General features: G+C 73.7%; 20 protein-coding genes and 1 tRNA gene. 10 read left to right on the forward strand and 11 right to left on the reverse strand.

The features are described from left to right. Positions 1 to 125: 125 nt before the first annotated feature. On the reverse strand, positions 126 to 371 hold the full coding sequence (locus WMF19_RS41185) for a hypothetical protein (protein ID WP_437895373.1): 246 nt from the start codon (positions 369 to 371) through the stop codon (positions 126 to 128). An 802-nt stretch (positions 372 to 1,173) separates the two neighbouring features. Here WMF19_RS41185 and WMF19_RS41190 point away from each other — a divergent pair. Next, a complete protein-coding gene (locus WMF19_RS41190; protein ID WP_437895374.1) occupies positions 1,174 to 2,046 on the forward strand; it encodes a sulfurtransferase in 873 nt (290 codons plus the stop codon). Between the two features lie 6 nt (positions 2,047 to 2,052). On the opposite strand, the gene WMF19_RS41195 is transcribed toward WMF19_RS41190, so the two are convergent. The 6 genes from WMF19_RS41195 to WMF19_RS41220 form a co-directional block, all read right to left on the reverse strand. Further along, complete coding sequence (locus WMF19_RS41195; RefSeq protein WP_437895375.1) at positions 2,053 to 3,171, reverse strand: arginase family protein; 1,119 nt, start codon at positions 3,169 to 3,171, stop codon at positions 2,053 to 2,055. 22 nt (positions 3,172 to 3,193) lie between these two features. Continuing rightward, positions 3,194 to 3,844 (reverse strand): histidine phosphatase family protein, encoded by a 651-nt coding sequence (locus WMF19_RS41200; protein WP_437895376.1) that lies wholly within the window; start codon positions 3,842 to 3,844, stop codon positions 3,194 to 3,196. 15 nt (positions 3,845 to 3,859) lie between these two features. After that, on the reverse strand, positions 3,860 to 4,627 hold the full coding sequence (locus tag WMF19_RS41205) for an adenosylcobinamide-GDP ribazoletransferase (protein ID WP_437895377.1): 768 nt from the start codon (positions 4,625 to 4,627) through the stop codon (positions 3,860 to 3,862). Beyond that, complete coding sequence (gene cobT, locus WMF19_RS41210) at positions 4,624 to 5,712, reverse strand: nicotinate-nucleotide--dimethylbenzimidazole phosphoribosyltransferase (RefSeq protein WP_437895378.1); 1,089 nt, start codon at positions 5,710 to 5,712, stop codon at positions 4,624 to 4,626. The genes WMF19_RS41205 and cobT overlap by 4 nt, the downstream gene beginning before the upstream one ends. An 86-nt stretch (positions 5,713 to 5,798) precedes the next feature. Then, positions 5,799 to 5,871: transfer RNA gene (locus tag WMF19_RS41215), tRNA-Ala, on the reverse strand. 223 nt (positions 5,872 to 6,094) lie between these two features. Continuing rightward, complete coding sequence (locus tag WMF19_RS41220) at positions 6,095 to 7,264, reverse strand: acyl-CoA dehydrogenase family protein (protein WP_437895379.1); 1,170 nt, start codon at positions 7,262 to 7,264, stop codon at positions 6,095 to 6,097. Between the two features lie 342 nt (positions 7,265 to 7,606). Between WMF19_RS41220 and WMF19_RS41225 the strand changes: the two genes are divergently transcribed. The 3 genes from WMF19_RS41225 to WMF19_RS41235 are packed head-to-tail and all read left to right on the forward strand — an operon-like array spanning position 7,607 to position 12,528. After that, positions 7,607 to 8,659, forward strand: coding sequence for a RimK family alpha-L-glutamate ligase (locus tag WMF19_RS41225; RefSeq protein WP_272104427.1), 1,053 nt, complete (start codon positions 7,607 to 7,609; stop codon positions 8,657 to 8,659). After that, positions 8,656 to 9,411, forward strand: a complete 756-nt coding sequence (locus WMF19_RS41230) for an enoyl-CoA hydratase/isomerase family protein (RefSeq protein WP_437895380.1) — start codon at positions 8,656 to 8,658, stop codon at positions 9,409 to 9,411. The genes WMF19_RS41225 and WMF19_RS41230 overlap by 4 nt, the downstream gene beginning before the upstream one ends. A 12-nt stretch (positions 9,412 to 9,423) precedes the next feature. Beyond that, positions 9,424 to 12,528, forward strand: a complete 3,105-nt coding sequence (locus WMF19_RS41235; protein WP_437895381.1) for an ATP-binding protein — start codon at positions 9,424 to 9,426, stop codon at positions 12,526 to 12,528. 28 nt (positions 12,529 to 12,556) lie between these two features. Here WMF19_RS41235 and WMF19_RS41240 read toward each other — a convergent pair whose 3' ends face one another. Then, a complete protein-coding gene (locus tag WMF19_RS41240; protein ID WP_437895382.1) occupies positions 12,557 to 13,318 on the reverse strand; it encodes a Uma2 family endonuclease in 762 nt (253 codons plus the stop codon). Positions 13,319 to 13,384: 66 nt separating this feature from the next. Continuing rightward, entirely contained in the window at positions 13,385 to 14,515 is a 1,131-nt protein-coding gene (locus WMF19_RS41245) for an AAA family ATPase (protein WP_437895383.1), read from the reverse strand. Between the two features lie 118 nt (positions 14,516 to 14,633). Here WMF19_RS41245 and WMF19_RS41250 point away from each other — a divergent pair, with 118 nt between their 5' ends. Then, on the forward strand, positions 14,634 to 15,323 hold the full coding sequence (locus WMF19_RS41250) for an RNA ligase family protein (RefSeq protein WP_437794062.1): 690 nt from the start codon (positions 14,634 to 14,636) through the stop codon (positions 15,321 to 15,323). Here the strand turns inward: WMF19_RS41250 and WMF19_RS41255 are convergent. Both WMF19_RS41255 and WMF19_RS41260 read right to left on the reverse strand, forming a co-directional pair. Next, complete coding sequence (locus tag WMF19_RS41255) at positions 15,312 to 15,920, reverse strand: hypothetical protein (protein ID WP_437895384.1); 609 nt, start codon at positions 15,918 to 15,920, stop codon at positions 15,312 to 15,314. The two genes, WMF19_RS41250 and WMF19_RS41255, sit on opposite strands and share 12 nt — an antisense overlap. 91 nt (positions 15,921 to 16,011) lie before the next feature. After that, positions 16,012 to 16,578 (reverse strand): DUF2127 domain-containing protein, encoded by a 567-nt coding sequence (locus tag WMF19_RS41260; RefSeq protein WP_437895385.1) that lies wholly within the window; start codon positions 16,576 to 16,578, stop codon positions 16,012 to 16,014. A gap of 384 nt (positions 16,579 to 16,962) precedes the next feature. On the opposite strand from WMF19_RS41260, the gene WMF19_RS41265 reads away from it, so the two are divergent. From WMF19_RS41265 to WMF19_RS41285, 5 genes are all read left to right on the forward strand, one after another. Beyond that, positions 16,963 to 17,526, forward strand: coding sequence for a hypothetical protein (locus WMF19_RS41265; RefSeq protein ID WP_437895386.1), 564 nt, complete (start codon positions 16,963 to 16,965; stop codon positions 17,524 to 17,526). A gap of 252 nt (positions 17,527 to 17,778) precedes the next feature. Beyond that, positions 17,779 to 20,277: a beta-glucosidase gene (locus tag WMF19_RS41270; protein ID WP_437895387.1), complete on the forward strand. Its 2,499-nt coding sequence runs from the start codon at positions 17,779 to 17,781 to the stop codon at positions 20,275 to 20,277. Between the two features lie 353 nt (positions 20,278 to 20,630). Further along, on the forward strand, positions 20,631 to 22,376 hold the full coding sequence (locus tag WMF19_RS41275) for a protein kinase domain-containing protein (protein WP_437895388.1): 1,746 nt from the start codon (positions 20,631 to 20,633) through the stop codon (positions 22,374 to 22,376). Between the two features lie 7 nt (positions 22,377 to 22,383). After that, the gene (locus WMF19_RS41280; RefSeq protein ID WP_437895389.1) at positions 22,384 to 23,439 is read left to right on the forward strand and encodes a hypothetical protein; all 1,056 of its coding nucleotides are present in this window, start codon (positions 22,384 to 22,386) and stop codon (positions 23,437 to 23,439) included. Then, on the forward strand, positions 23,436 to 24,401 hold the full coding sequence (locus tag WMF19_RS41285) for a hypothetical protein (protein ID WP_437895390.1): 966 nt from the start codon (positions 23,436 to 23,438) through the stop codon (positions 24,399 to 24,401). The genes WMF19_RS41280 and WMF19_RS41285 overlap by 4 nt, the downstream gene beginning before the upstream one ends. Positions 24,402 to 24,434: the final 33 nt, after the last annotated feature.

Genomic DNA, 24,434 nt, shown 5'->3' on the forward strand with positions numbered 1-24,434 from the left:
GCTGGTGCCGGGTCGACCCGCGTGAGCGAGATGCAAAAAGGCCCCTCCTGAAGGGAGCGGACTTCTTGCATCAGCACGACGACGCGGAGCTCCGGGGCGGAGCCCGCGTCGTCGTCATCGGCCGCTCACTGCGGCGCGCCGTTCGCGACCCATTGCTCGATCGCGTCGATGTATTCCTGGAGCAAGCAAGTGTATTCCGGGCCGGGCACGCCGACGCATCCGTTGGGCATGCGGGCGATATCCCCGCAGGGGCCTTTGAGGATCTTGACGAGGGCGCTCTGTTCTGGCTCGCCGGGGGTGACGAGCGGAATGTCTCCGCACGCCTCGGAGATGTGCGTCGTCAGGGTCGTGTAAAGGGTGTTGTCGTCCACGAGCGTCGGCTTCGCCTCGCCGTTGTGGCAACTCGCAGTGGAGCAGCCAGCTTGCGCGACGACCGCCCGGACCGTCTCAAAGGTCGGGTCGACCGCTGAGCCGCCACCGCCGGTTCCAGCGGAGGTCGAGCTGGAGGCCGTGGCCCCTCCGGCGCCATCCCCGCCCGAGCCCTCCACGCCGGACGCGGATGCACTCGAGCTGGACCCTCCACCGGTCGTGCCGGCTTCCGAGGTGCCGGTGCTCCCATCGTCGGAGCAGCCTGAAAGAGGGGAGAGGAGGGTGACGATCGCTGCGGCGGCGTAATTTGAGAATCGAAGTTTCATGGATCGTGATTAAAGTGGTTGGAGAGAAAAGTATAGTTCTCTCTCACTGGCTGGGACCAAAGGAGAGGCTTCGAACCGTCGGGCCTTCAAGGCGAAGCACGATCGATGAATGGATCTGATGAAGCCAAACTTTTGTGAGCACGTCGCGCGTGCCCCGGCGGCTCGCTCGGTGGAGCGCTGAGCGAGGCCAGGGGTGCCGTCCTGAAGGGCAGGACGAGCAAGAGCGTTTGAAAATCAAGCGCTTTGTCGTGGCACTCCTCGCATCCAGCGATGCTGTACGCGCCGATTGACGTACATGCTTGATCCCTCAAGCCGGTCTCGACTGTCAGAAGTGCTTGCAAATGCCGTCGCTTCGGGGCGCGTCCTCGAGCGCTGGAGTCGCGGGCGGCTGCTCGGCGCCGTCGGGCACAGCCGAGCACGTCGAGCGTGGCGAGGACGCGATGTGGCCCGGCGCGAGCAGGGTGGGTACCCTTCGCCCATGAGCGATCCCTTCCTCGTGCCCCCCGGTCCGCTCGTCGATGCCGCCTGGCTCGCAGCGCACGCGGGCGATCCCCGGGTCCGCGTCGTCGACTGCCGCTGGTACCTCGGCGGTCGCCGCGGCGTCGACGAGTACGCCCGCGGCCACATCCCTGGCGCCATCCACCTCGACGTCGATGCCGATCTCTCCAGCCCGGCGCACGGAGGACCAGGCCGCCACCCGCTCCCCGACGCGGCGGCGTTCGCGCGCGTGCTCGGCCGGATCGGGGTGGCCCCAGGCTCGGTGGTCGTCGGCTATGACGACGCCGGTGGGGCCATCGCCGCCCGGCTCTGGTGGCTGCTGCGCTACTTCGGTCATCCCGGCGGGCGCGTGCTCGACGGCGGACTCCAGGCGTGGACCTCCGCGGGACACCCCCTCTCGACCGAGGCACCCACGTTCGCGCCAGCGCCCACCATGGATCTCGCCGCCGGCGGCGCCCCGGTCGCGGACAAGGCCGCTGTCGACAGGCTGCGCCGCGACTCCGCGGCGGTGATCCTCGATGCGCGCGCCCGCGAGCGCTACGAGGGGCAGACCGAGCCCGTCGATGCCCGCCCGGGCCACATCCCCGGCGCCCGCTCCGCCCCGTTCGTCGAGAACCTCATCGCCCCCGGGGGCGCCTTCCGCGAGCGCGCCGAGCTCGAGCGGCGCTATCGCGACCTCGGCGCGCTCGATGCAGCCACCGTGGTCTGCTACTGCGGCTCCGGCGTCACCGCCTGCCACGACCTCCTCGCCCTGGCGACGCTCGGCCGCGAGGACGCGATCCTCTACGAGGGGTCCTGGAGCGATTGGGCCCGCGACGCCGCCCTGCCCGCAGCCAGAGGCCCCGAGCCCTGAGCGACGTCAGGCGAGCGCGCGGCCGACCGTGGCCTCGATCGTCTCGCGCAGGTAGCGCACCGCCAGCGTGACCGTGCGCGCCGCGCTCTCCGGCGTCGGCTGGAGCGCGGGCGCGACCTCCATGACGTCGCCGCCGATCAGGCCGACCTCGCGCCCGAGCCGGCGGATGAGCGCCACGACGAACTCGGGCGACAGGCCGTCCGGCTCCGGCGTCCCCGTGGCGTCGGCGTACGCGGCGTCCGTGCCGTCGATGTCGTTCGAGAAATACACGCCCTCGACGCCGGTGCTCTTCACGTGGGCCACGATGGCGTCGAGCGCCGCCGCCGGATCGGCGCGGCACTCGGCCGCCCAGAACTGGCGCACGCCGTAGCGGCTCTCCCAGTGCTCGCGCGGCTTCTGCGACGCGCGGACCCCCACCTGCGTCAGCCGGCCGCCCCGCCCGACAAGCTCGTTCGCGTGGTACGACCACGTGGCGAAGCAGTACGCGATGCCGAGCCGCTCCTCGAGGAGATCGGTGTGCGCGTCCGGCTGGACGATGCCCCACGGCCGCTTCCGCGCGCGGGCGAGCGCGCGCGCGACCGGCAAGGCGGTGGAGTGATCGCCGCCGAGCACGATGGGGGCGACGCCCGGGTTGATCGAGAAGACGAGATCGAGCGCGCGCTCCGCGATGGAGAGCGGCGAGACCGGCAGCCGCGACGCCGCGGGCTCGGGCACACCAGGGTAGAGCGCGCGGCGCGACGCGGCCTTCTGCGCCTCCGAGAGCATGTCGTCGTGCAGGAGCTGGGGGACGACGAACACGTCGCCGATGTCGACGAGCCCGACCTCGCGCTCCCGCTCGGGGAAGTCCGGGAAGGCGTCGAGGAGCGCGGTCCGGATGGCCTGCGGGCCCATGTTGGAGCCGCGGAGGAACCCCGCGCCGACGTCGGAGGGCACGCCGAGCAAGACGGCGCGCGCGCCGGCGATGCGGTCGAGCGACGCGCGGAACCGCGCGAGGACCTCCTCCTCGGTCGCGGCGCCGTAGAGCCTCCGCTGGACCTCGAGCTGCTGCGCGCGGCCGGTCGAGACGAGGTAGAGGCCTCCGGCCGCCGGACGCAGCAGGAGCGCGAGCTCTTCTTGCGGGGTCATGCCCGACGAGGGTACGCCCCCCTCAGGGGGCCGCCAGCGAAAGGGCGGACGCGGGCAGAGGGAAGCGCTCGGCCGTGAGGTGGGGGACCGGCGCGCTCATCGCCGCGGGCCAGCTGGCGCCGCACGCGACGACCCGGAGCGCGCGCAGCACGCCCGCGTGCGCGACAAGGAGGTGCGGGCGCGCGCGGGACGCGACGTCCGCGTCGGACGCGACGTCCACGCCGTCCACGCCGCGCGGCGCGCGCGGGGCGCCGAGCTCGCGCCAGAACGACCGCACCCTGGACTCGACCTCGAGCGCCGATTCGCCCCCGGGCGGCCCGACGCGCTCCCAGCCGTCGAGCCACGCGGCGTATGCGATCGGGTCGTCGCGCTCGATGTCCGAGAAGGCGCGCCCCTCCCAGGCGCCACAGGAGATCTCGGCGAGGCGATCGTCGAGGGTGTGCGGCACCCCGAGGCGCTCCGCGAGCTCGGCGGCCGGGAGCGCGCAGCGGGAGAGCCGCGACGACCAGACCTCGCCGGGGCAGACGCAGAGCTCGTGGAGCGCGCGCTCGATCGCGGCCGCGGCAGCCTCCGGGGGGAGCTCCGCGGCGACGTCGAGGCGGCCGTAGCAGACGCCGGAGAGCGCGACGGGGGCGTGGCGGAAGGCGATGAGGCCGTGGGCGAGGGGATCCACGCGCGCGCCCGCGGCTCAGCCGCCCCGCACGAGCGCGAGGGCGAGCAGCGCGGCGCACTCGGCGATCTGCTGCGTCGCGCCCAGGAAGTCGCCCGTGAGCCCGCCGGCGCGGGCGCGGAAGCGGAGGCCGCAGATCGTCGCGGCGGCGGCGGCCGCGACGAGCATGCCCGCCGCCTCGGCCGCCGTGAGGGCCCCTGCGGCGTGCGCCGCGGCGAGCGCGAGCGCCGGCCAGAGCGAGCCGAGCAGCGCCTGCGGGAGCGCCGCCTGCGCCACCGGGCGGCTGCGCGAGCCGCTCTGGGTGACATAAGGCAGCGCGACCATCAGCCAGATCGGCGGGGTGCGCGAGAGGCACTGCGTCAGCACGAGGGCGACGGGCGCCGCTGCGTCGAGCCGCGCGAGCAGGGCGACGCGCAGCACGAGGACCACGATCAGCGCGGCCGCGCCGAACGCGCCGATGCGGCTGTCCTTGAGGATCTCGAAGATCCGCGCGCGATCGAGCGCGCCGCCGAGCGCGTCGGCCGTGTCCGCGAGGCCGTCCTCGTGGAACGCCCCGGTCAGCAGCAGCCCGAGGGCCACGGTGACGCTCGCCGCGACGAGCGCGCCGCCCCGGTCGACGAGCAGCCACACCGCGGCCTGGACGGCGCCGAGCGCGGCGCCCACGAACGGGAACCAGGCCGAGGCCCAGCGCCAGTCCGCCTCGGCGTAGGGGAAGCCGCCGACCGGGACGCGCGTGAGGAAGGTCGCCGCTGCGCGGGCGCCGCGCAGCACCGGCGGCATCGTCATCGCGTCCCGGGCCGCGCGCGATCGGGCACGCTCGCGCTCGCGAACGTCGCCATGCCGGCGTGGAGGGCGCAGGCCGCGTCGAGGAGGGGCAGCGCGGCCAGCGCCGCGCTCGCCTCGCCGAGCCGCATCCCGAGGTCCAGCAAGGGGCGCGCGTCGAGCGCCGCGAGGACGTGGGCGTGGCCGCGCTCGGCCGAGCGGTGGGCGAAGAGCATGCCCGATCGCGCCCCGGCGCACATCCGGACGAGCGCGAGCGCCGCCGTCGAGACGATGAAGCCGTCGACGAGCACCGCCATCCGCCGCTCGATCGCCCGCGCCATGGCGCCGACCAGCGCGGCGATCTCCTTCCCGCCGACCGCCTGCACGACGCGGTGCGGATCGGTGCGCTGGACGCCCGAGGCCCCCTGCGCGCGCCGCGTCGCGTCGCGAACGACCTCGATCTTGCGCGCCAGCGCGTCGCCAGAGACGCCGGTCCCCGCCCCGACGACGTCCTCCGGCGCGACCCCGAGGAGCAGCGCCGTCATGGCCGCCGCCGCCGTCGTGTTGCCGATGCCCATGTCGCCGAGCAGGACGACGCGCGTGTCGCCCCCGAGCGCGTCGATCTCCGCGGCGCCCGCGCGGAGCGCGCGCTCGTAGACGGCCTCCGAGAGCGCGTCCTCGATCCGCAGGTCGCCGATGGGATCGTCGGCGACCGGATCGCGCCGCAGCCGCGCTCCATCGCCGCCGTCGACGCGCTCGTACGGGTGGGCGACGCCGACGTCCACGACCCGCAGCTCGACACCGAGGTTCCGGCAGAGGACGCTGGCGGCGGCGCCGCCGCGCACGAAGTTCGCCACCATCGCCGCCGTGACCTCCGGCGGGTACGCCGACACGCCGTGCCGGACGACAGGGTGATCGGCGGCGAAGAGCACCGCCGCCGCAGGCCGGCTCGCGGGCGGCCCGCCCTGGATGCCGGCGAGCGCCACGGCGAGATCCTCGAGCACGCCGAGGCTGCCGCGCGGCTTGGTCAGCGTGTCCTGCCGCGCGCGCGCCGCGCCCACCGCGCTCGCGTCGAGCTCCGGAAAGACCCAGTGAGGCGAGAGAGCCATGTCCGGGTTCTCTACTCCGACACGCCGGCAAGCGGGCACGGCGCTGCGGACTCCTTACGGAAACAGGAGTCCTTCGGTCCTATCGGTGGAGCTGAGGGGGATCGAACCCCTGACCTCATGACTGCCAGTCATGCGCTCTCCCAGCTGAGCTACAGCCCCGGTCGTTGGGAGCGGCATATCTACAGCCTCTCGCGCCGCTTGTCTCTACTTTTTTTCGACCGGCGCGTTTTTGTGTCCAAGGGCGTCGGTTCGCGGCTGCTCGCGTGTGTTTGCTTCCGTTTGCGTGCGTTCGCTTCCGTTTGCGCTCGTCGCCTGGTGGGTGTGCCCAGCGGAGGGGGGCGCGCGGCCTGGAGGCGATGCGGCCGCCGGGCCGCGGGGGCCCTCAGAAGTTCATCAGCTTTGCCAGGTAGTACTTCATCGTCTCGGTCGTCCCGCCGCCGATGCGGAGGAGCCGCTGATCGCGCCAGGCGCGCGCGATCGGGAAGTCCTCGATGTAGCCCCAGCCGCCGTGGAACTGCAGGCAGGTGTCCACGACGTCGTTCGCCACGTCGCCGGCCAGGATCTTCGCCATCGAGATGAGCTTCACCGTGTCGAAGCTGATCGGCACCTTCCGCACGTACCGCTCGTCGTTGTAGTGGTCGACGCACTTGTACGCGAACGCGCGCGCCGCCTCGCAGCGCGTGTACAGGTCCACGAGCTTGTGCTGCCACGACTCGCGCTTGATGATCGGCTTGCCGAACGCCACCCGCTCGCGCCCGTACTCGACCGTGCCGTCGAGCGTCATGAACGAGCTCGCGATCGCGCTCACCGCAGCGACCAGCCGCTCGGTCTGGAAGTTCTGCATCAGGTACGCGAAGCCCTGATCGGGCTCGCCGAGCAGGTAGCGCCCCGGCACCCGCACGTCCTCCAGGAAGAGCTCCGCGGTGTCCGAGGACTTGTTGCCGATCTTCTTCAGCTTCTTCGCGACGTTGAAGCCGCGGAGCGCCGTCGGCACGAGGAAGAACGAGCAGCCGTGGGCGCCCTTGTCCGGCGACGTCTTGGCGAGCAACGTCACGAAATCGGCGCGCGTCCCGTTCGTGATGAAGGTCTTCTGCCCGTTCAGCACGTAATCATCGCCGTCCTTGCGCGCGATCGTCCGGATCCCGGCCACGTCGCTGCCGGCCGCCGGCTCGGAGACGCCGAGCGCGGCGATCTTGTCGCCCGCGAGCGCCGGCTTGAGGAACTCCTCGATCTGCTCCCTCGTGCCGATGTCGCTGATCACCGGGGTCGCCATGTCGCTCTGCACGAGCAGCCCCATCGAGACGCCCGCCATCGTGCAGCGCACGAGCTCCTCGGCCTTGGCCGCCGAGAACCAGTAGTCGAGCCCGGCGCCGCCGTGCTCCTCCGGGAAGTGCGCGCCCAGGATCCCGAGCTCGCCGGCGCGCTTGAACACCCAGTTGGGAAAGCACTCCGACGCCTCCCACTCCTCCACATGAGGAGCGAGCTCCTTCTCTGCGAAGGCCCGCACCGTCTTCCTGAACTGCTGATGTTCTTCCGTGAACGGCTGCCACATCGCGAACCCCTCCTCGCCGGCACGACCGAGATGATTCGTACACGAAACATTTTCCAGCGCAAGCGCCGCATCTCCGCGCGTCTGCCGCGCCTGGTCCGCCGCGCGGGCCGCGCAGGGAACCTCACGGGGCCGCGCGGCGCCACGCGGGCTCCACGCGGCGCCGAACGGGCCGCGTGGAGCCCGATGGAAAACGAGGGCCGACGGCGCGGCGCGCGACCGTGCGGGCCGCGGCGCGAGCGGCGCGAGCGGTGCGAGCGGCAGAAGAACCGCCGAAGAGCGAAAAATGAATCGGCACGCGCATCCATCCACGCAGTCTGCCGGCTCTGCTAGCCTCCGGGCCACATGCGACTCCTCGTCCTGTCCCGCAATGCGTCCCTCTATTCGACGAGCCGGATCGTGCTCGCGGGGCGCGCGCGTGGTCACGACGTCAGCGTCATCGATCCGCTCGATTTCCAGATCGTCGTGTCGCGCGGTCGCCCGTCGTTGCTCGTCGGTGGTTCGGCCGTGCCCCGCTTCGACATCGTGATCCCGCGCATCGGCGCCAGCATCACGAACTACGGCCTCGCCGTCGTCCGCCAGTTCGATCTCATGGGCGTCCCCGTCCTGAACGGCGCCGTCTCGATCGCGAGGAGCCGCGACAAACTGCGCGCGCTCCAGCTGCTCACGCGCCGCAAGCTCAACGTGCCGATCACCGTGTGCGCCCGGAGCCCGGCCGGCGTCGAGGCGGCGCTCTCGCTCGTCGGCGGCTGCCCCGCGATCGTGAAGCTCCAGCAGGGGACCCAGGGCATCGGCACCATGCTCGCCGAGACGCCCCACGCCGTGCACGCGCTGCTCGAGACGTTCTGGGCCATGGGCCAGGACATCGTGCTCCAGGAGTACGTGCGCGAGTCGAAGGGGCGCGACATCCGGGTCATCGTCGTCGGCGGCCGCGTGGTCGCCTCGATGCGCCGCGTCGCCAAGCCGGGCGAGTTCCGCTCGAACCTCCACCGCGGCGGCAAGGGCGATCGGGTGAAGCTGCCGCGCGCCTACCGGAGCGTCGCGATCCGCGCCGCCAAGGCGATGGGCCTCGAGGTCGCCGGCGTCGACATGCTCGAGGCGCGCTCCGGGCCGAAGATCCTCGAGATCAACAGCTCGCCCGGCCTGGAGGGGATCGAGCGCGCGAGCGGCGTCGACGTCGCGGGCGCGATCATCACCTACGCCGAGCGGTACGCGGCGGAGCAGCGCGGCCTCAGCCGCCGCACGCTCGAGGCGCGGATCGCCGAGGTGATCCACGACGAGCGCATGCCGGCGCCGCGGCGGCTCAGCCGCGCGGCGGCGGAGAACGGGGCGGGCGCGAGCCGCCGGAAGGCCACGGCGCTCACCGGCGGGAGGGGCGCGCGGAGGGCCCTCTCGTGACCCTGCGGGTCGAGGCGGCCGGCGATGCGGTCGTCCTGACCATCGATCGTCCCGAGCGCAGGAACGCCATCGACAGCGACCTCGCGAGCCGCCTCGGCGAGGTGATCCGCCGCGCCAGCGCCGACCCGCGCGTGCGCGGCGTCGTGCTCACCGCGACGAGCAGCGACGTCTTCGTGGCGGGCGGCGACATCCGCGAGCTCCACGCGCTCTCCGCCGGCGGCGCGGAGGGGGGCGAGGTCCTCCGGCTGTTCGAGGGCCTCACGGCCTTCGAGGAGAGCGAGGTGCCGATCGTCGCCGCGGTGCAGGGCGACGCGCTGGGAGGCGGCTGCGAGCTGTTGCTGCTCTGCGATTTCGTCATCGTCGAGGAGCACGCCGCGCTCTCGTTCCGCCACGTCAAGATGGGCCTGTCCCCGGCCTGGGGCGGGCTGACGCGGCTCTGCGAGCGGGTGGGGCCGCTCGCGGCGGCGCGGCTGCTCCTGACAGCGGAGAGGATCGACGCCGCAGAGGCGCTCCGCGTCGGCCTCGTGAGCGAGGTCGTCCCCACCGGCGCCGCGCGGAGCCGGGCGATCGCGCAGGTCGGCCGCATCGCCGAGGGCCCGCGCGCGTCGGTCGCGGCCATGAAGCGGTCCTTGCGCGAGGTGCGCGAGGCGCTGCGCGCCTCCGCCGCGGAGGTCGAGCGACGGGCGTTCGCCGAGCAGTGGAACGGCCCGGAGCACCGGCGCGCGATGGATACGTTCCTGAGCAAGAAGTGACGGTGGCGCGGCGTGGAGGGCGCGGAGCGGCAGGACCCTGAGGGCGCCGAGCCCCCGCTGGAGGGCGCGGAGCCCGCGCCGGCGAGCGCCGAGGCTGCCTCGGCGAGCGTCGGGGCCGCGCCGGCGAGCGCCGAGGCCGCGCCGGCGAGCGCCGAGGCCGCGCCGGCGAGCGCCGAGGCGGCGCCGGCGAGCGCGCTGCTCCCGCCCGTGCCGCCGGCGATAGAGCACTTCATCGGCCGCCGGCCGCACCTGCGCGCGCTCCAGCGCGCCGCCGAGGCCCTCGTGCTGGAGCGGCCCGTCGCCGTGTTCGTCCACGGCGCCGCGGGCATGGGCAAGAGCGCGCTCATCCACCACTTCTTGATGGGGCTCCGCCGCGACAGGGGGCCGGTCGTCCTGCGGGGGCGCTGCGCCCTCGCGGCGGGCGAGTCCTACAAGGCGTTCGGGGGCGTGATGGAGGCGCTGAGCCGCTTCCTCCGGCGGGTCTCGGGCGACGAGGTGGAGCGCCTGCTGCCGCGCGACGTCCACGCGCTCGCCCGGGTGTTCCCGGTGCTCTCGCGCGTGCCGGCCGTCGCGTCGGCGCCGCGCGCGAGCGAGTCGCCCGACGCGCAGGAGCTGCGGCAGCGCAGCTTCGCCGCGCTCCGCCAGCTGCTCTGGCGGATCGCCGAGCGCAGCCCGCTCGTCGTGGCGATCGAGGACCTGCAGTGGAGCGACATCGACAGCGTGGCGCTCCTGCTCGAGCTCACGCGGCCCCCCGACGCGCCCGCGATGATGTTCCTCGGCAGCTTCCGGGACGAGGACGTCGCCACGAGCGCGCCGCTCCGCGCGCTGCTCGACGGGATGGGGCTCGAGCGCCCGGACGCCGAGGCCGGGACCGCCGGCGCGCGCGGGCGGATCGAGTCGGCGCGCCGGGACGGCGAGCTGGGCGAGATCGCGGTCGGCCCGCTCTCGCCGCTCGAGGCCGAGGAGCTCTCGCTCGCGCTCCTCTTCGCGCGCGACGACGTCACCCGCGCGCGGGCGGACGCCATCGCCCGCGCCTCGCGGGGCAACCCGCGGCTGCTCGGCGAGCTCGCCCGCGACGCGCAGGAGCTCTCGGGCGAGGACGCCGCCCGGGGCGACGCCGCGTGGAGCAGGGCGCTCGACGCGCGGCTCCGCCGCCTGCCGGGGCAGGCGCTCCGGCTGCTGGAGGTGATCGCGGTCGCCGGGGAGCCGATCGACGCGGCGGTCGTGGCGCGCGCGGCGAAGCTCCGCGACGACGAGCTCGCCTCGGCGACGACGCTGCTGCTCATGGAGGACCTGATCTCCGCGCGGCGCGCCGGCGAGGGCGAGCTCGTCGAGGCGTCGCACGACAGGGTACGCGCGGCCGTGGTCGGCCGGCTCGGCCCGGAGCAGCTCGCGGCGCGGCACCGGAGGCTGGGGCGGGCGCTCGAGGCGCTGGGGACGGCGGACGCGGAGGCGCTCTCGCGGCACTGGCTCGGCGCGGGGGACGCGGCGCGGGCGGGGCGGCTCGCCGAGCGCGCGGCGGAGGAGGCGGCGGAGGCGCTCGCGTTCGAGCGCGCGGCGCGGCTGTACGAGCTCGCGCTCCGCCTGCGCTCGCGCGAGGCGGATGTCCCCGAGGCGGAGCGGCGCGCGCTCGGCGTGCGGTGCGCCGACGCCATGGTCAACGCGGGCAAGAGCGCCGAGGCGGCGAGGATCTACGCGGCGGCGGCGGAGGGGGCGGACGGCGCGCTCTCGCTGGAGCTCCGCCGGCGGGCCGCCGAGCAGTACCTGCGGAGCGGGCACATCGATGAGGGGATCGAGCTCGTCCGCGCCGTCCTCCGGGCGGTCGGCCTGTCGTTCCCGGAGACGCCGCGGCGCGCGCTGGTGGCGCTGCTCCTGCACCGGGCGGAGCTGCGCCTGCGGGGCCTCCGGTTCCGCGAGCGCTCCGAGGCGGAGGTGCCACCGGAGGAGCTCGCGCGCATCGACGCCTGCTGGACGGTGACGGTGGGGCTGTCCGGCGTCGACATGGTCCGCTCCGCCGAGTTCTCGGCGCGCGCCCTGCTGCTCGCGCTGCGGGCCGGCGAGCCGTACCGCATCGGCCGCGCGCTCGCGTTCGAGGCCTCGTCCGCGTGCATGATGGGGGCGCCGGGCCGGGCGCGCGCGGAGGAGCTCGTCGCCGCGGTGCGGGCGCTCTCGGAGCGGCTCGCCAGCCCGCACCTCCTCGGCCTGTCGATGATGGTGTCGGGCATGCTCGAGGCGTTCACGGCCGGGCGCTGGAAGGCCGCGTCCGCGTGGTACGAGGTCGCCGACGAGCTCCTGCGCGACCGCTGCGCCGGCGTGTCCTGGGAGCTCGCGACGACGCAGCTGATGGCGTCGTGGGCGCGGTACTACCGCGGGCAGATCGACGCGCTCGCGCGGACGACGCCGGCGGTGCTCCGCGCCGCCGAGCAGCGGGGGGATCTCTACGCGGTGGCGATCTTCAGCGCGCAGGCGACGTGGGTGGCGCTCGCGTCGGACGACGTGGCGGGCGCGCGCGGCGCGATCGCGGGGGCGCTGTCGAGGTGGACGACGTCGGGGTTCCACCTCGAGCATTTCGTCGGGCTGCTCGGCGAGACCTACGTCGACCGGTACGCTGGCCGCGCCGGCGCCGCGATGAAGCGCCTCACGGACGCCTGGCCGAGGATCGAGGGCTCGATGCTGCTGATGATGCAGAACAGCCGGGTGATGGCCCACGTCGAGCGCGCGTGCACGGCGCTCGCCGTGGCCGAGGCGGCGCCCGATCCGGAGGCGCTGATCCAGGCGGCGCTCCGGGACGCCGCGGCGCTCGCCCGGGAGAAGACGGCGTGGTCGGACCCGTTCGTGCCGCTGATCCGCGCGGGCGCGGCCGAGCTACGGGGCGACAGGGAGGCGGCGATCGCGCAGCTGGAGGCGGCGGCGGCCGGGTTCGACGCGGCGGACATGCCGCTCTATGCGGCGGCGGCGCGGCGCCAGGCGGGCGAGCTGCTCGGAGGGGAGAAGGGGCTCCAGCGGCTCCTCGTGGCGGACGCGGTGATGGCGCGGGAGCGGATCAAGAGCCCGGCGCGGTGGGCGGCGATGCTGGCGCCGGGGTTCGGGCGGGGCGAGCGGGTCGGCTGGGGCTGACCCATGGCGTCTGGCGGTCGGGGAGCCGCTAGCCCGAGCCGCCGCCGGGCAGCGGGCCGAATTGCTTCTCGTAGGCCGCGAGCCGGGCGGCGAGCCGCTTCGCCTCATCGCCGGCGGCGCGGGCCTGCTCTTCGGCGGCGCGGGCCTGCTCCTCGGCGGCGCGAGCCTGCTCCTCGCCGGTCGGCAGCACGCGCCCGTGGGTATCGATCCAGCGCAGCCAGTCGACCGCGAGGCCGCGGTACGTGCCGTGGCGCACCCCGAGGCGCAGGCCGAGGCACGCGCTCACGACCTCGCCGTTCGCCTCGGGCGGCATCGGTAGGTAGGACCGCGTGGCTCGATCGAGCGCATAGGCCTCGAGCTCGCCCGAGAACGGATCGAACAGGTAATACTCCGGCACGTGCAGGAGCTTCGCGTAGATCCGCATCTTGTCGCCGCGATCGACGGCCTGGGTGCTCTCGGAGAGCAGCTCGATCACCACGTCGGGCGTCCTCCCGTCCTCCTGCCAGACGACCCAGGACTTGCGCTCGCGCCTGTTGGTGTCGAGCACCACGAACACGTCGGGGCCTCGGAAGTCGTTCTTCTTCGCCTGCAGCTCGCTGAAATAGATGGCCATGTTGCCGGCGACGTACACGTCGTCCCGGTCGCGCCAGAACAGCTGCAGTGCCTCGATGAGCAGGCCCATCTGCGCGAGGTGGCGCTCGGATTCCATCGGCTCTCCATCGTCGTACGGGAGCTCGTCCTCGCCGGGCGGGGGAATCGGGATGAAAGAATTCTCGCTCTGGAAGGGCATACGTCGCTCCAGGCGCAGCGTACCCCATGCCGCGCGCTGGCGCAGCCGGCCGACCGGGGCTGCGCGTCAGCGCACCGCCAGCACCACCTCGTGGGCCTCGGTCCTCGCCGGGATCTCCCAGCGCTCGATCATCCGGCGGATGACCGCCTCCGGCACCGCCGCCTCCCGCGCCCGGTTCTGCGCGAACAGCGTGGATGCTGGCACCTCCACGTAGACGACGCGGATCCTCGCCCCGTAGTCGGCCGCCATCTGCAATAGCGGGCCGCGCCGCTGCCGCGAGAGGTTCGTCCCGTTCCACACGAACCGCTCGCCGCGCCGCAGGTATTCCTTCGCCCTCTCGCGCGCGGCCTGGACCACCTGTCCCTGCGTGTCCGCCGGATCGATCTCCAGCTCGCTCCGCAGCGCGTCCAGGGAGACGACCGGCCAGTCGGCGAGGTGGTGGCGAACATAGGTATCCTTCCCGGCGCCCGGGAGTCCGCTCATCACCACCACCTCGGAGCGCGTGTCGTCGTAGACCTCGATGTCCGGGTGGCGGCCGCCAGCGAGATCGGAGCGAAAGTACACGAAGCGCGTGTGATCCGAGGCGAAGGACCGCGGCGCGGTGTAACACCCCTCCTCGCGGCAGAACTCGCGGAAGAGCTCGATGTTGTCGACGACGCGCCCCATGTCCGCGCAGACGCGCCCCCGGATGTCGGCCTCGGCCACGAGCGCGAGCAGGTCGCAGCGCGCCTGGAGGCTGATCTCGGCGGCGACGCGCCGCGCGTCGTCGCGCTCGATGAGATAGAACGGGATCTGGTGATAGCGCACGAGCGCGCACACCTGCTCGCGCAGCGCGAACGGCGCGCCGAGCTCCCAGAGCAGGCGGCGCGCGAGGAGCTCCCCCGCGCGTGAGTGGCCCTTGGCCGTGATCCGCCCGTCCTCCTCGCGGGTGGTCGCCGGCTTCGCCACGTCGTGGAGGAGGCACGCGAGGTACACGACGCGCTGCTCCTCGGCCGGCAGCGCCTGCCATTCGGGCAGCCCGAGGAGCGTCTCCAGCACCATGCGGGTGTGGATCCAGACGTTGCCCTCGGCGTGGTGGATCGGGTCCTGCGGGCAAGCCTCGAGCGCGCGGACCCAGTCGAAGACCTGGAGCTCATTCCAGGGGACACGCCCCGGATCGGGCGTGAGCAGGTCGAGGAGCGAGGACGCGGAGGACATGACGGAGGACCCCTGGCGAGCGCGCGGTCGGCTCCGCAGTCAACGCCGCGCGCCGCGCAGCGCGCGTGAGGGCCGTAGCATGTCCGCGAAAGGACGCCGGTGCTACCCTGACGCCGCCATGTCCGCCAAATACCCTCGCTCGTTCCACCTGCCGTGGTCCCCGGGCGGAACGTCCGACGACAAGAGGATGGCGGACGTGTCGGGGCTGCTCGGCGTCGAGATCGTCATCACCGAGAAGTGCGACGGGAGCAACCTCACGTACACGCGGGCGAGCGTCTTCTCCCGCTCGCACTCGGGCCCTCCGTCCCACCCGAGCTTCGACCTCGCGAAGGCCACGCACGCGAGCATCGCGCACCTGCTCTCCGAGGGCATGTCGCTCTTCTGCGAGTACTGCTATGCGGTCCACTCCATCGAGTACGAGGCGCTCCCGGGGTATTCGCTCGTCTTCGGCGTGCGGGACGACGTGCGGGGCCTCTTCTGGGAGTGGGACATGGTCGTGGCCCAGGCGAACGATCTGGGGCTCCCCACGGTGCCTGTCCTGTTCCGGGGCACCGTGGAGGGCGAGCGCGAGCTCGAGGCGCTGACGACCGCGCTCGCGCGCGAGCCCTCCGCGTTCGGCGGCCCGCGCGAGGGCGTGGTGGTGCGGGCCGCCGGCGAGTTCCCGGACGCGGCGTTCCAGCGGCGGCTCGCCAAGTGGGTGCGGCGCGGGCACGTGCAAACGGACGAGCACTGGATGCACCAGGAGATCCGGCCCCAGCGGCTCGCGCCGGGGCCGGCGCCGGCGCCAGTTGACGCGTCACCGCCGTGAGGCCAGCGCCGCGAGCCGATCGCAGAGGCCTTCGCGGATCGGGCCGTACGCCTTGCGGTACTCCTCCCAGTCGAGGCGCTCGTCCGCGAGGATGTCGCGCCAGTACGGGTTCGCGGCGCCGTAATCGTGGAGGACGCCCGTCTCGGCGATCTGCACGGCGAAGAGCGGCACCCGGAGGGCGTGGAAGAGCTTCTTCTTGGAGGCCTCCGGCTCGTCGTCGAAGCGGGCGCCGGCCTTCTTGAAGTCGGACGCGGAGCGGCTCGCGGCCGACGCGGCGAGCTTCTTCCTGTCGAGCTTGAACGGGAAGGGCGGCCTGCCTTCCTTGAGCCGGTGCTCGGGCGGCAGGAACAGGCACTCGAGCGCGAAGACGCTGTGCTCGGCGATGGCGCCGCGGAAGGTGTCGAGGCCGTGGACGACGACGTTGACGCCCGGCGCAAAGGCGAGATCCTGCCGCGCGTCGCGCCGCGCGAGGACGGCGACGAAATCCTCGTCGGACGTCGCGGACGCGGTGGCGTACACGCGCGATCCGGCGCGGAAGACGCTGTGGACCTCGCCGTCGTTGCGGCCGAGGACGCGGAGCACGGTGGAGAGGCTCATGGCAGCGGCCTCGTTCGAGGGACGGTGAGCATCGCGCCGTTGCCATCCCTGCGCAACGGTCGGCGCGCGCGCGACGGAGCTGGCGGGATGGTCAACCTTCGGTCGTCCGCTCGCCGGCGCCAGGGGGGAGCGTCGTGTCGTCGCCTGGGGTTGCCGAGCAGCTCCGGTGCTCGCGCCGAGCGCGCCGGCTCAGATAGGCCACGATGATGATGTTGATCACCAGGATGACGATGCGCGTCAGTCGCCATCCATGGCGGACGAGGTCCATGATCTCGAAGGGGACGAGCGAGGCTGTCGTTCCGACGACCAGCCAGGGGGCCCACCTGTAGCCATGGCGGAGCGACGAACCCTCGATGAAGCTGAGCAGGGAGTCCGCCGCGAGCGCGGCGCTCACGACGTGGGCGCCGTGCGGCGTCGTCGCCTTCGAGAGCACGTCCATCAGCGCGGCGCTCCAGGCGCTCGCGCTCTCCCTGCCCAGCGTGACCGCGAACGCGTGAGCCCTGGCGGCGAGCCCGGACGAGGCCAGGAGGAAGATCGCGATCGCCAGCACGATCTGCAACACCGATTTGGCGAGCTTGTAGACGATGATGACGCGCACGCCGAGCGCCCGCCGCAGAGCATGGGCCTGACCGGCTGCGAATCGATCCCTGGCGGCCATTCGATCCATCCTGGCACGTGTCTCCCGCGCGCGGCGGCCCGTATCGACCTCGAATAGGCCCGCCGAGCTCAACCATCGGGACGCCATGGAACGAACCCGGCCACGAAGCAAGGATGGGCCCGAACTTCGGGACATGCGCGACCGTGGGCTCGCGGAGCTCGACCTCATTGACATCACGCGTGTCGAGGACGGCAGCTGGCGCGACGTGTACGGAGTTCGGGCCGTGGCCTGCGACGTCCCGGCCGGCTGCACGGCCTTGCCTTGCCAGCGCCTGGCCGCTCCCGCGGCAGCCGTGGTCGCCAGCGTGTATAATCATGGCGCTTCGCCGATGATCTCTTGATCAGGGCAGAATCCGCGCGAGGCATTCCTGCAAGTGGGGTACATATGGCCGTCGGGCAGCAGCAAGCGAGTCAGCAAAGCCTGTTCACCGATGATTTTTTCTACTTCATCCTGAGGCTTCGAAAATCCCGTATCCAGTCCGTGGTGGCCCGCGTGCGGCGCATGTATCCAGACGAGTCGCCGGAGCAGCAGGCGCGCCGGCTGATCGCATCGACCAAGGCGATCTCTTTCGCCGCGGGCGGCGTCGTCCATGTGCCCTCCATCATCCCTGGGTTCGGCATCGTGTACGAAGGCGTGGGGTTCGTTGCAGGCACATCCATCCTTACCAGGATGCACCTTTACCTGGTCCTCGAGATAGCCCTGCTCTTCGGGAAGGACATCGACGAATCCGAGCGCGTCAAGGAGCTCGTGGCCGTGGTGGCGGCTTGTGCCGCCAGCGCCGCCGCGCCGGTGGCCGTCCTCGCGGTGAGCTTGAACCCGGCCTTCGCCGTGGCGACGGGCGCGCTCGCCGCGGCGGCCGTCTCCCGGGCGATCGGGGAATCGGCGATCCGCCGCTACCAGCGCTCGACGGCGCCCGAGGCGGCGGTCCCCGCGCCCGCGAAGGGATAGCGCCCCCGGTGGGGAGCCCGGGCTCCGTGCAGCTGGACCGGCCGGCATCGACGGCGATGCCGGCCGCCATCGGAGACCCCGGGAAGGAGCCATGTTTGCAGCACAAGGGTGTTGGTCGCCACACCTCCGGCGGAGCGCGAGCTCACCGGCGGCCGTGACGCTCTCCTGTGAACCCGGTGTTTCCTCGACCGTGGTAGCACTGTGCTCGGCGCCGCCTCCGTCGGCGGCGCCTCCGCGCATCCAGGAGGGTCCATGGCCGTCGCCGACTCGCACGCTGCTCGTCCCCAGAAGACCGATCACCTGCCCGAGGCCGTCGAACGGCGGGTGGCGGACGCCCTCGCCGCGCTGTCGCTCGAGCAGAAGGTCCGCCTGCTCACGGGCGCCGACTTCTGGAGCACGCACCCCGAGCCCGCGATCGGCCTGCGCCGCATGGTCGTCTCGGATGGCCCGGTCGGCGTGCGCGGCGAGCGCTGGGACGAGCGCGATCCCTCGGTGTGCCTCCCTTCCTCCACCGCCCTCGCGGCCACATGGGACGAGGGCTTGCTGGAGCGCGTCGGCGCCGCGCTGGCGTCGGAGGCGCGGCGCAAGGGCGTCGACGTCGTCCTGGGGCCGACCGTCAACCTGCACCGCAGCCCGCTCGGCGGCAGGCACTTCGAGTGCTTCTCGGAAGATCCCCTGCTGACCGGCCGGCTCGGCGCCGCCTACGTCCGAGGGCTGCAGGCCCACGGCGTCGGCGCCACGCCCAAGCACTACGTCGCCAACGACTCGGAGACCGAGCGGTTCACTGTCGACGTCCGGGTCGATGAGCGCACGCTGCGCGAGCTCTACCTCGCGCCCTTCGAGCGGATGATCACCGGCGCGGGCGCGTGGCTCGTGATGGCCTCGTACAACGCCGTCAACGGGGTGACCCTGACCGAGAGCGCGCTGCTCGCGTCGCCGCTCGAGGACGAGTGGGGCTTCGATGGCGTCGTGGTCTCCGACTGGACCGCGACCCGCTCCACCGAGGCCGCGGCGCGCGCGGCGCTGGACCTCGCCATGCCGGGCCCGGGAGGGCCGTGGGGCCAGGCGCTCGTCGCCGCCGTCCGCCGCGGCGCGGTGCCCGAGAAGGCCATCGACGACAAGGTCCGCCGCCTGCTGCGCCTCGCCGCCCGGGTCGGCGCCCTCGAGGGCGTCGCGCCGGCCGCCCCCGTCCCGGCCCCGCTCTCCGGCGCCGAGGCCGGGACGCTCGCCCGCGAGGCCGCCGCGGCCGGGATGGTGCTCGTGCGCAACCAGGGCGACGCGCTCCCCCTCGACGCGGCCAGCTTGCGGCGCATCGCCGTGATCGGCCCCAACGCCGCGGCCGGGCGGATCCAGGGCGGCGGCAGCGCCAGCGTCCACCCGCACTACGCGGTCTCGCCGCTCGACGGGCTGCGCGCCGCGCTCGGCCGGCGCGCCGACGTGCTCCACGCCGTCGGCACCCGCATCCACGAAGGGCTCGTGCCCGTGTCCGGAGACCAGGTCGTCGACCCCGTGAGCGGCCAGCACGGCGTCCACGTGCGGCTCCTCGACGCGAAGGGCGGCGTCCTGCACGAGGAGCACCGCGACGTCGGGCGCCTCACGTTCATCGGGGATCAGCGCGCGAACGAGGCCGCGGTGATCGAGGTGACGGCGCGGTTCCGCGCAGCCGAGGCGGGGCTCCACCGGATCGGCGTGGCCGGCGTGGGCCTCTACCGCCTCACCGCCGGCGGGCAGGTCCTCTTCGACGAGGCCATCTTGCCGGACAAGGAAGACATCGCCGCGGCCTTGCTCGCCCCGCCGCAGCGGGCGGCCGAGCTGTCCCTGGCCGCCGGCCAGGAGGTCGATCTCGCCCTGACGCACACCGTGCCCGTGGGCACGCTCGCGGTGGCGTTCTCCCTGGGCGCCGAGGTCCCTGCGGCCTCCGACGAGGAGGAGCTGGCGCGCGCCGTGGAGCTCGCGCGCTCCGCCGACGTCGCGATCGTGGTCGTCGGCACCACCGAGGCGATCGAGAGCGAGGGCTTCGACCGGACCACGCTCGGGCTCCCCGGCCGCCAGGACGAGCTGATCAGCGCCGTCGCGGCCGTGAGCCCCCGGACGATCGTGCTGGTGAACTCCGGCGGGCCGGTGACCATGCCCTGGCGCGACGAGGTGGCCGCTGTGCTCCTCACGTGGTTCCCGGGCCAGGAGTTCGGCGCCGCCGTCGCCGACGTGCTGCTCGGCGCCGTGGAGCCCGGCGGCCGCCTGCCCACGACCTGGCCCGCGCGCGTGGAGGACGTGCCCGTGCTCTCGACGAAGCCCGAGAACGGCAAGCTGGTCTATGCCGAGGGCCTGCACATCGGGTACCGCGCCTGGGCGCGCGCCGGCGTCGCCCCGGCCTACCCGTTCGGGCACGGCCTGGGCTACACGCGCTGGGAGATCCTCGACGTGGAAGCGCCGAGCGTCGCCGCCGGCGCGGCGGTCGAGGCGCGGGTGCGCGTGCGCAACGCCGGGGCGCGCCGCGGGCGCCACGTGGTCCAGCTCTACCTGTCGCGGCCGGACTCCGGGGTCGAGCGCCCCGCGCTCTGGCTGGCCGGCTTCGCGTCCGTCGAGGCCGAGCCCGATCAGACCGTCGACGTCGCCGTCACCGTCGAGCCGCGGGCCTTCGCCCACTGGGCGGCGGGCCGATGGCAGGTGGAGCCCGGCGCGTACACGCTGCATGCGGGACACTCGGCCGCCGTCCTGACGAGACAGACCACGGTGCACCTGCACGACTGAGAGCGCAGCTGCGCGGCCCCGGCGCTGCGCGCGCTCGCCGGGAGCGATCCGGCGATCCCCGGATCGAGTCGATGAGCCCGGAGCGAGGCTTCGCCGATGATCATGGCGGGCGCCTCGCTCCCCCTCGCCATGCCTTGGTGCAAATTGCCCCAGCGTGACCGATGCGCGCGGCCGATTCCCCGCCGAAAAGGCGAGTCCGTGCTGGTCTTGTCGTGAGGGCGCGCGGGCGAGCGTCGAGCTCGCCGGCGTTTGCGCGCGCGACAGGACGTGGGCTCTGTGTTTCGCCGCGCAGGCGCCCCTGGAGGTGAGGAGACGGCTCCTGGTTCGCCGCTTGCTTTCCTGGAGGGCGACCCATGATGGACGAGCACCATGTCCCCGGCCAGAGCGGATGGCTCGCGCTCGCCGGGAGAGGCGATGAGAGCACGGGCGGCGTTTCGTCGAGCGTCCGTGGATCGCAGCGGGAGCGCGCCGTGGGCGAGGTCCTCGCGGGCAAGTACCAGATCGTGGGTCGGCTGGGTGCCGGGGGCATGGGCACGGTGTGGCGGGCGCGCAGCCTTTGGCTCGACGTCGACGTGGCGATCAAGGTGCTCCACGAGGAGCAGCTCGACGCCCACGCCGCCGAGCGGTTGCTCCGGGAGGCGCGCGCGACGGCGAAGCTCGGCCATCCGGCGATCGTGCGCGTGTTCGATTTCGGCGAGACCGACGCGGGCGAGCCGTTCCTTGTGATGGAGCTGCTCGAGGGCACGCCGCTCTCGAGCTGGCTGGAGGCGAGGGGCCGGGTGCCGGCGGAGCAGGCGGTCCAGATGCTCTTGCCTGTCGCGTGTGCGCTCGCGACGGCCCACGCGCAGCGCATCGTCCATCGCGACATCAAGCCTGCCAACATCCTCATCGTGCCCGACGGCGCGGGCGGCCATGTCCCGAAGGTCGTCGACTTCGGCATCGCCAAGCTCGCCAACGCGGCGAGCCCTGCGATCACGCAGCGAGGGATGATCGTCGGCAGCCCGGAGTACATGTCGCCGGAGCAGGCCGACGGTCAGCTGGACGTCGGGGAGCAGACCGACGTCTGGGCGTTCAGCGTTGTGATGTACGAGCTCATCACCGGGCGGCGGCCGTTCAGCGGGGAGACGCTCAGCGCCGTGATCGTGTCGATCTTCAGCAAGGAGCCGGTGCCGACGACGGAGCTCGGCGCCGGCGACGAGGCGCTGTGGGCGATCCTCCGGCGCGGGCTGGCCAAGGCGCCGGCCGATCGATGGCCCAGCATGCGCGCGCTCGGCCGCGCCCTGGCCGCCTGGGCGGTCGAGCGCGGGGTCACCGCGGACGTGGCGGGCACGTCGCTCGCTCACCAGTGGCTCGCGCGAGGGGCGGAGCCGCCGCTGGCGGCGGGGACGGCGGCCACGATCGCCGCGCCTGCGGGCGCGATCTCCGGGGCGGAGGTGGCGGCGCAGCGCCCGGCCGTCGTCCGGGAGGCGCCGGGCGCGCCGCCGACGCCGGCGGCCATGCCCATCGCGCGCCGGGGCGGCACCATCGAGATGCCCAAAGCATGGCGCGGAGCTCCGCTCGGGCTCACGCCCCCGCCGTGGCTCCAGAAGGCGCTCGTTGCCGGGGTTCTGGCCTTCGCCGCGCCTCTTGTCGTCGTCCTGGGGCTGGACGCGCGGGGTGGAAGGGCGAGCGCAGGCACTGCTCAGCCGGCGGTCGTTGTTGCGGCTGCTCCTGCCGTCGGCCTGGGCGCGTCGGAAGCGCTGCGGGGGACGGCGTCGGCCGCGCCCTCCATCGGCGTCGCGCCCCCCGATGCCGGCGCGCGGCGCGCGGCTGCTCCCGAGACGGCCGTGAGGGGCGCGCCGGTGGACAGCGCGCCTGCGGAGCGGGACGAGCAGAGCGATCCGCGGGAAGGGCCGAGCGACCCATGGGACGAGCTGTTGCCGGCCCCGGTGGAGCCGCGCGCTCGGGTGGCCGAGCCGCGCGCTCAGGTGGCCGAGCCGCGCGCTCAGGTGGCCGAGCCACGCGCTCAGCGGACCGAGCCGCGCGCCCAGCGAGCTGCGTCGCCGCGTCCGCGGCCTGTCTCCACGTCCATGCCGCTGCCGGCGGCGCCCGACTTCTGAGGTGGTCATGCGCACTCCCGGGGTGAAGCTCCGTTTCCTTCGTGGTTCTGGCGATCTGCTGCTCCTCCTGGTCACGCTCGCCGCGGCGGCGCTCGGGCCGGGAGGCTGCTCCGTTCTCATCAGCGAGGAGCTGTCCGACAAGGCCGACGAAACGGAGGGCGCCGGAGGGCTCGAGGGCCAGGCCAGCGACGGGCGTGGCGGGGGCGACCTCAACGGCAGCAGCGGCGCGAGCACGAGCAGCACCGCCGCGAGCAATGGAGGCAGCGGAGGCAGCGGGAGCGGCGCTGACCCGAGCAGCGGAAGCGGCGCTGACCCGACCAGCGGAAGCGGCGCTGGTCCGAGCAGCGGGAGCGGCGCTGACCCGAGCAGCGGAAGCGGCGCTGACCCGACCAGCGGAAGCGGCGCTGACCCGAGCAGCGGGAGCGGCGCTGACCCGAGCAGCGGGAGCGGCGCTGACCCGAGCAGCGGAAGCGGCGCTGGGCCGACCAGCGGAAGCGGCGCTGGGCCGACCAGCGGGAGCGGCGCTGGGCCGACCAGCGGGAGCGGCGCTGGGCCGACCAGCGGGAGCGGCGCTGGGCCGACCGGCGGAAGCGGCGCTGGCCCCACCGGCGGAAGCGGCGTTGCCGCGAGCAGCGGGAGCGGCGCTGGGCCGACCAGCGGGAGCGGTGCTGGCCCCACTGGCGGAAGCGGTGCTGGCCCCACCGGCGGAAGCGGCGTTGCCGCGAGCAGCGGGAACGGCGAGGGAGGCGAAGGCAGCTGGACCGGCGAGGGCAGCGGAGGTGGTGCTGGCGCGAGCGGCGAGGGAGGCGAGGGCAGCGGAGGCGGTGCTGGCCCGAGCGGCGAGGAAGGCGCGAGCAGCGGGAGCGGCGGGAGCGGCGCCGGAGGCGCTGGAGCGAGCAGCGGCCCTGGCAGCGAGGCGACCTGCAATGGCCATTACGCCGATTGCGACGGGGACCCAGCGCACCATTGCGAGACCAACCTGTGGAACAACGACGCTCATTGCGGCGCCTGCGACAACAGATGCCCCGCCCGCACGAAGTGCCGGCAAGGAGAGTGCTCATGAGCGCGCGCCCCGCAGCGCGATCCGCACGGCTCGGCGTCGCGCTCGCCGCGGCCTTGCTCATGGCCGCGGCCCCGCTCCCCGCGTCGGCGCACGACGCTGGCGACGTGGAGTCCGCGCGCGCGCTGTTCGTCCAGGGGGCCAAGCTGGCGAAGCAGGGGCGCTGGGAGGAGGCGCGCGCGCTGTACGCCCGATCGCTCCAGATCAAGGCGGCTCCCCTCACGCGCTACAGCCTCGGCGTCGCGCAGAGGGAGACCGGGCACCTCGTCGAGGCGCTCGCCAGCTTTCGCACATTCCTGGCCGAGCCGCCGACGCCGACGACCACGCCCTACGTCGGGCCGGCGCGCGAGGCGGTCGCAGCGCTCGAAGGGCGCATCGGCCGAGCGACGATCGCCCTCAAGCCTGCCGAGATCGACGGGCTTGCGCTGGCCGTGGACGGGCGGCCGCTTCGCGCGGCGCCTGGTCAGGTCATCGAGCTGGAGCCGGGCGCTCACGAGATCTCGGCGAGCGCTCCAGGGTTCCGCGCTGCGGTCGCCCGGTTCAGCGTCGGCGCGGGCAGCTCGGTCGAGGTCCCGATCGCCCTGGCGCGAGCCACGACCGAGGCGAGGCATGCCTCGGCTGCCGGGGGCGCGCTGCCTCCTGTGGCCGGCGCTGCCGATGCATCGCCGAGCCGGACGCTCCCGTTCGTCGTTCTGGGCGCGGGCGGCGCGCTCTTCGCCGGCGGAGCCATCCTCGGGCTCTCCGGCGTGAAGCAGGCAGGCGATGCCCGCTCGAGCTCGGGCGCGGACGCGGGCGCCGCGCGGGCCAAGGGGATCGCCGGCGACGTCCTCGGCGTCACCGGTATCGCGACCGTGGGCGTCGGGCTCTACCTGCTGCTGAAGCAGCCCGCGCCGAGCACGCCCAAGACGGGCTCCGTGACGCCATGGCTGAGCGCGTCCGGCGCGGGCATCGAGGTGCGGCTCTGAGGCCGCGCGGCCCGCGCCGAGCCCACCGCGGCG

It is taken from the genome of Sorangium sp. So ce124 (genome assembly GCF_051525235.1).
In the GTDB taxonomy this organism is placed as follows: Bacteria; Myxococcota_A; Polyangia; order Polyangiales; family Polyangiaceae; genus Sorangium; species Sorangium atrum.

Coding starts and splice junctions, on each gene's coding strand:
- WMF19_RS41190 (WP_437895374.1), top strand. CDS start 1,174: ATGAGCGATCCCTTCCTCGTGCCCCCCGGTCCGCTCGTCGATGCCGCC.
- WMF19_RS41195 (WP_437895375.1), bottom strand. CDS start 3,171: ATGACCCCGCAAGAAGAGCTCGCGCTCCTGCTGCGTCCGGCGGCCGGA.
- WMF19_RS41255 (WP_437895384.1), bottom strand. CDS start 15,920: ATGAGCCTCTCCACCGTGCTCCGCGTCCTCGGCCGCAACGACGGCGAG.
- WMF19_RS41260 (WP_437895385.1), bottom strand. CDS start 16,578: ATGGCCGCCAGGGATCGATTCGCAGCCGGTCAGGCCCATGCTCTGCGG.
- WMF19_RS41270 (WP_437895387.1), top strand. CDS start 17,779: ATGGCCGTCGCCGACTCGCACGCTGCTCGTCCCCAGAAGACCGATCAC.
- WMF19_RS41285 (WP_437895390.1), top strand. CDS start 23,436: ATGAGCGCGCGCCCCGCAGCGCGATCCGCACGGCTCGGCGTCGCGCTC.
- WMF19_RS41225 (WP_272104427.1), top strand. CDS start 7,607: ATGCGACTCCTCGTCCTGTCCCGCAATGCGTCCCTCTATTCGACGAGC.
- cobT (WP_437895378.1), bottom strand. CDS start 5,712: ATGGCTCTCTCGCCTCACTGGGTCTTTCCGGAGCTCGACGCGAGCGCG.
- WMF19_RS41265 (WP_437895386.1), top strand. CDS start 16,963: ATGGCCGTCGGGCAGCAGCAAGCGAGTCAGCAAAGCCTGTTCACCGAT.
- WMF19_RS41275 (WP_437895388.1), top strand. CDS start 20,631: ATGATGGACGAGCACCATGTCCCCGGCCAGAGCGGATGGCTCGCGCTC.
- WMF19_RS41280 (WP_437895389.1), top strand. CDS start 22,384: ATGCGCACTCCCGGGGTGAAGCTCCGTTTCCTTCGTGGTTCTGGCGAT.
- WMF19_RS41220 (WP_437895379.1), bottom strand. CDS start 7,264: ATGTGGCAGCCGTTCACGGAAGAACATCAGCAGTTCAGGAAGACGGTG.
- WMF19_RS41245 (WP_437895383.1), bottom strand. CDS start 14,515: ATGTCCTCCGCGTCCTCGCTCCTCGACCTGCTCACGCCCGATCCGGGG.
- WMF19_RS41240 (WP_437895382.1), bottom strand. CDS start 13,318: ATGCCCTTCCAGAGCGAGAATTCTTTCATCCCGATTCCCCCGCCCGGC.
- WMF19_RS41205 (WP_437895377.1), bottom strand. CDS start 4,627: ATGACGATGCCGCCGGTGCTGCGCGGCGCCCGCGCAGCGGCGACCTTC.
- WMF19_RS41250 (WP_437794062.1), top strand. CDS start 14,634: ATGTCCGCCAAATACCCTCGCTCGTTCCACCTGCCGTGGTCCCCGGGC.